At 53.9% G+C, this 4,239-nt stretch carries 5 protein-coding genes; 3 read left to right on the forward strand and 2 right to left on the reverse strand.

Translation table 11 applies throughout. The annotated features are described in order from the left end of the window. The coding region (locus tag F3H12_RS12825) for a transposase family protein (RefSeq protein WP_149678881.1) at positions 1-287 on the reverse strand (287 nt) is incomplete at its 3' end. 488 nt (positions 288-775) lie between these two features. Between F3H12_RS12825 and F3H12_RS12830 the strand changes: the two genes are divergently transcribed. Beyond that, positions 776-1,171 carry a Rossmann-fold NAD(P)-binding domain-containing protein gene (locus tag F3H12_RS12830; protein ID WP_149679712.1) on the forward strand — a complete coding sequence of 132 codons (396 nt, stop codon included), beginning with the start codon at positions 776-778 and terminating at the stop codon, positions 1,169-1,171. A 2-nt stretch (positions 1,172-1,173) separates the two neighbouring features. Next, the gene (locus F3H12_RS12835; RefSeq protein ID WP_149679713.1) at positions 1,174-1,464 is read left to right on the forward strand and encodes a dihydrodipicolinate reductase C-terminal domain-containing protein; all 291 of its coding nucleotides are present in this window, start codon (positions 1,174-1,176) and stop codon (positions 1,462-1,464) included. 23 nt (positions 1,465-1,487) lie between these two features. Here the strand turns inward: F3H12_RS12835 and F3H12_RS12840 are convergent, their stop codons facing one another. Continuing rightward, positions 1,488-1,739 carry a hypothetical protein gene (locus tag F3H12_RS12840; RefSeq protein WP_243133293.1) on the reverse strand — a complete coding sequence of 84 codons (252 nt, stop codon included), beginning with the start codon at positions 1,737-1,739 and terminating at the stop codon, positions 1,488-1,490. Positions 1,740-1,959: 220 nt separating this feature from the next. Between F3H12_RS12840 and F3H12_RS12845 the strand changes: the two genes are divergently transcribed. Next, positions 1,960-4,116, forward strand: coding sequence for a Tex family protein (locus F3H12_RS12845; protein WP_149679715.1), 2,157 nt, complete (start codon positions 1,960-1,962; stop codon positions 4,114-4,116). Positions 4,117-4,239 lie beyond the last annotated feature (123 nt).

Here is a 4,239-nt window from a genome sequence, read left to right on the forward strand (position 1 = left end):
CTTGGCAGGAAAGGTACCTCTTCATAAAACCTTTTATTGCATGAAGGACATACATAGCGTCGTTTCCTCAGATGTATGAAAGTATAGCTTCCAAATGAAGATATATCCTTAATTCGTTGTTCTCTGTAATCGTGAATCTTTTCCGTAATCCGACCACAGCGGGGACACTTATGGGCTTTTCGCTTCATTTTCATATGAATGTGGAACTGATTGTCCTTTCTTTCTGCGAAGGTAACGATTACATCTTCAAATCCAATAAATTCTCGCGTATAATCTTTGTAGAGCATGGTTGATTCTCCTTTAAAATGTTGGATTGGGTAACTTCATTTTACTAGAGAATTCACTCCATGCTCTCTTTGTTTGCAAAAAAAATGTTGGAGTTCCGAAGTGTTCTGTCCCTCGGCACCCCAACATTTATTATAGAACCTTTTTTTATGCGAATGGTCTGCCTCTTTGTGGCAAACCACCCATTTCTGCAGGTTGTCCGGTGTCATATCGGACAGATTTCCCGCATATAATGACCAGTGCGGGAATAAACATGGCCTTTCCCGTCACCACCGGGCCCGGAAGTGTCCTTTTGCTTGTCTGTCGGTCTGATGCGCACTCATGCTGTCCGATCGGGAATCCGGACATTAAAAGTAAACGTTTATCTCGGGAGCAGGAAGCGGAGAGTGGCTCATACCATGAGTCTTGCAGGGGTTGCAGGCGGGGCTGAACTTTGCACCCCGGACGGGTCGGTTGTTCTCCCAGGTCTGAAAAGAGAGGATGGTTTGCCATGTTGGGGAGCGAAGGAATCACGAAAATCTGCCTGATGGGTTTGGGCAGGACGGGTGCGGAGATTGCCCGTACCGTACTTGAGCAGCCGGATATGCGGCTGGTGGCAGCCATATGTTCCGATTTCAGCAGCAAGCGCGGAAAGGATGTGGGAGAAATCCTGGGGATCCCCGAAACCGGGGCCAAAGTGTATGGGGCCGGCCAGCTGGAAGAGGTCCTGCAGGAGCATGCCCCGGATGTCATTGTGGATTTTTCCAACGCCAGGGCGACCATGAAGTATGTCAGGCTGATCTCGGAAAGGCGGATTGGCCTGGTGATCGGGACAACCGGCTTCAGCGATCATGATGTGGTGCGGCTCCAGCTCCTTGCCGCCAAAAACGACAGCGGCATCCTCTAGAAGTGGAAGACGGGCTTGAAGCCTCGGGTGTGCCCCTTATCCGCGGCATTCCCATTCATGCGACCCGGGCGGGCGGCATTGTAGGCCGGCACGAACTGATGATCGTCGGAGATAACGACAAGATATGCATTTCCCACGAATCCTTCAACCGGAAGGCATTTGCTGCCGGGGCCCTGCGCGGTATACGCTTTTTAAGGGGCAAGAGCGGATTCTTTGAAATGCGGGATGTGCTGGAACTGGACAAGGTGCTGCTGTCCTGCTTTGAAAGGCGCAGGACTGCGGCCGTCAACTGAAAACGCCTTTCAGTATTTGAACCTTATAATTTATAAAGATACCAGCGCGTGGTCTGGATTTCATACTTCATCTCATAGATGCGCTCGACGCCATCCATCACGCTCTGCACGGTAAAGACCAGCATCCGGTTTCCGGCAGTCTTCTCCTCTTTTTTTGAAATGACGCGATCGATCTTGACGATCCGGAACTCGCCGTTGCTTTCCTGGATGCGGAATTTCAGGGGCCGGATCTCGCCCTCGCGACTGCTGAGACAAATCATATCCACACTTTTCATCAATACCTTCATCCTGATCCCTCAATATTCGGCTTCCTGTCGCTCACATCCGGAAAAGAAGACTGCTTCGCCGGGATGCCTTCCGCAACCACGGGCGAAGCGCAGTTTCATTATAAACGAACATATGTTCTTTGTAAAGGGGGGAAAATTTGTTTACAATCCCGCCGCACCGGTTTAGAATGTTAAAGAGATTTTTCAACAGGGCGAAAGGAGTTCCGTAATGGCTGATATTCTGTCAAAGCTGGCCGGCGAGCTGAATCTTAAAAAATCCCAGGTGGAGAACACGGTAAAGCTTATCGATGACGGCAATACCATCCCGTTCATAGCCCGATACCGGAAGGAAGTGACCGGCGGTCTGGACGACCAGGTGCTGCGGGAATTGTTTGACCGCCTGACGTACCTGAGGAATCTGGAACAGCGCCGGGAAGAAGTCCGGCGTCTCATCGCGGAGCAGGACAAGCTGACCGCGGAGGTCAATGAAGCCCTGGACAGGGCCGAAACCCTCCAGGAAATAGAAGACATTTACAGGCCCTATAAGCCCAAAAGGCGGACCCGGGCATCCATTGCCCATGAGAAGGGGCTCGAACCGCTGGCGGCCATCATCTATGCCCAAAGCTGGAAAACCGGTGATGCCGCGGAGGCGGCAGCGCCCTATATTGACCCGGATAAGGGCGTGAGCAGCGCCGAGGAGGCCATCGCGGGCGCATTGGACATCATCGCCGAGATGATCTCGGATAACGCGGAATACAGGAAGAAGATCCGGGAGATGACCTTCCGGGAAGGGGTCCTGGTCACGTCGGCCAAAAAGGAAGAGGATTCGCCCTACCAGATGTATTATGATTTCAGGGAGCCCGTGTCCAGAATAGCGCCCCACCGCGTCCTCGCCATCAACAGGGGCGAGCGGGAGGAGTACCTTTCGGTGAAGCTGGAGGCTCCTGAAGAAAGGATATTGGACTGGCTCAAAAGCCGGACGGTGCTGAAGGAAGAATCCATCTTTAAAACCTTTGTGGAAAAGGCGGTGGAGGATGCCTATTCGCGCCTCATCAAACCCTCCATTGAGAATGAAATCCGATCAAGCCTGACGGAGGCGGCATCCGAGCAGGCCATCAAGGTGTTCAGGGAAAACCTGAGGAATCTGCTGCTCCAGCCGCCGGTGAAGGGTAAGGTGGTGCTGGGCATGGACCCGGCCTACCGGACGGGCGTCAAGCTGGCCGTGGTGGATGAAACGGGCAAGGTGCTCCATACGGGTGTCATTTATCCCACGCCGCCCCAGAACCGGATCGAGGAGGCCGGAAAGGTGGTTAAGGCGCTCGTTGAAAAGTATGGCATAGACGTGATCGCCATCGGGAACGGAACCGCCTCGCGGGAGACCGAGATCTTTACGGCCGGGGTTATCCGGGAAATGGACCGGGGTGTCAAATACATGGTGGTCAGCGAGGCGGGGGCGTCGGTCTATTCGGCCTCAAAACTGGGAGCCGAGGAGTTCCCGGACTATGATGTGTCGGTAAGAAGCGCCATCTCCATCGCCAGGCGGCTTCAGGATCCCCTGGCCGAACTGGTGAAGATCGATCCCAAGGCCATCGGCGTAGGCCAGTATCAGCATGATATGAACCAGAAGAGGCTTGGTGAGGCCCTCGCGGGGGTTGTGGAGGACTGCGTCAACAGCGTGGGCGTGGATCTCAACACCGCATCGGCTGCCCTCCTGTCCTATATCTCTGGAATAAACGCCGCCATCGCCCAGAACATCGTCGCATGGCGTGAGGAAAACGGCAGCTTCAAAAGCCGGAAGGACCTTCTGAAGGTCAAAAAACTGGGGCCCAAGGTTTTTGAGCAATGTGCCGGCTTTTTGAGGATACCCGGCGGCGAGAACATCCTGGACAATACCTCGGTCCACCCCGAATCCTACGAGAGCTGCGAAAAGCTGCTCAAGTTAACCGGGTATACCCTGGAGGATGTGGCCGAAAGGCGACTGGGGGATCTCCGGGATAAGATATCCCGGATGGGGCTTGAGCAGGTTGCGGAACAGACAGGGGTTGGTGTACCGACCCTGACCGATATCATCAGGGAACTGATGAAGCCGGGCCGGGATCCCAGGGATGAGCTGCCGCCCCCGCTCCTGTCGGAGGATATCTTGAAGATGGAGGATCTGAAACCGGGCATGGTGCTCAGCGGTACGGTGCGGAATGTGGTGGATTTCGGCGCCTTCGTGGATATTGGCGTCCACCAGGACGGCCTGGTCCATATTTCCGAGCTGAGCGACCGGTTCGTCCGGCACCCCATGGAAGTGGTCTCGGTGGGAGATATCGTCAGGGTCCGTGTCCTTGAGGTGGATTTGAAGCGCAAACGAATCGCGCTGTCCATGAAGCATACCGGATAAAAAACAAAGGCCGCCTTTTCAGGCGGCCTCAGACTGTCGAAAAAGTCCAGTGAGAACTGGGCTTTTTTGCATTAATATAGTAAAATATTATTGGGTGACGGAAATGATAATTAAGAATGAAGA

Source organism: Thermoclostridium caenicola (genome assembly GCF_900142095.1).
Classification (GTDB): domain Bacteria; phylum Bacillota; class Clostridia; order DSM-8532; family DSM-8532; genus Thermoclostridium_A; species Thermoclostridium_A caenicola.

Coding starts and splice junctions, on each gene's coding strand:
- F3H12_RS12830 (WP_149679712.1), top strand. CDS start 776: ATGTTGGGGAGCGAAGGAATCACGAAAATCTGCCTGATGGGTTTGGGC.
- F3H12_RS12840 (WP_243133293.1), bottom strand. CDS start 1,739: ATGAAAAGTGTGGATATGATTTGTCTCAGCAGTCGCGAGGGCGAGATC.
- F3H12_RS12845 (WP_149679715.1), top strand. CDS start 1,960: ATGGCTGATATTCTGTCAAAGCTGGCCGGCGAGCTGAATCTTAAAAAA.